The organism is Protofrankia sp. Cj3, assembly GCF_917627355.1.
Classification (GTDB): Bacteria; Actinomycetota; Actinomycetes; order Frankiales; family Frankiaceae; genus Protofrankia.
On sequence record NZ_CAKJTR010000022.1, the window covers coordinates 4,923 to 5,404 of the forward strand.

The window sequence follows — 482 nt, forward strand, 5'->3', positions numbered from 1 at the left end:
CCGGTCAGGCCGGTCAGCGGTTGTCGGCGATTATCCGTCCGGCGGCGATGGTGAGGGTGACCAGGTCCGCGCTCAGCGTCCGCAGCGCGGCCGGGCCGGGTTCGGCGAGCAGGCAGAGGTCCGCCGGAGCGCCGGGGATGACCCGTCGCGCCGGCCCGCCAGGGCGGGCGGGATCGCCGAGGTACAGGGCGAGGGCGGCGGCGGGGTCAACCGTTTCACCTGGTCCGATCAGGTTTCCCGCCGCGGTGCGCCGGGTCACCGCCGCCCGCATCGACCGCCACGGGTCCGGATCACCGAACGGGGCATCCGTGCCCGCGGCGACCGCGACCCCGGCGCGCCGTAATCCCGCGCAGCGGTACAGCCACGGGAGATCCTCGCCGTCGACCTCGTTGAGGTACTCGTCGCCGCGCTCGGTGATGAAGTGCGGTTGGGTGACGACGGTCAGGCCACGCTCGACGAGCTGATCCACCAGATCCGGTGGG

1 protein-coding gene is annotated in these 482 nt (G+C 73.7%); it reads right to left on the bottom strand.

The genetic code is table 11. The annotated features are described in order from the left end of the window. Positions 1-13 precede the first annotated feature (13 nt). Positions 14-482 (bottom strand): amidohydrolase family protein (locus MJ783_RS04940; RefSeq protein WP_239308731.1); only part of this gene is annotated, 469 nt, incomplete at its 5' end.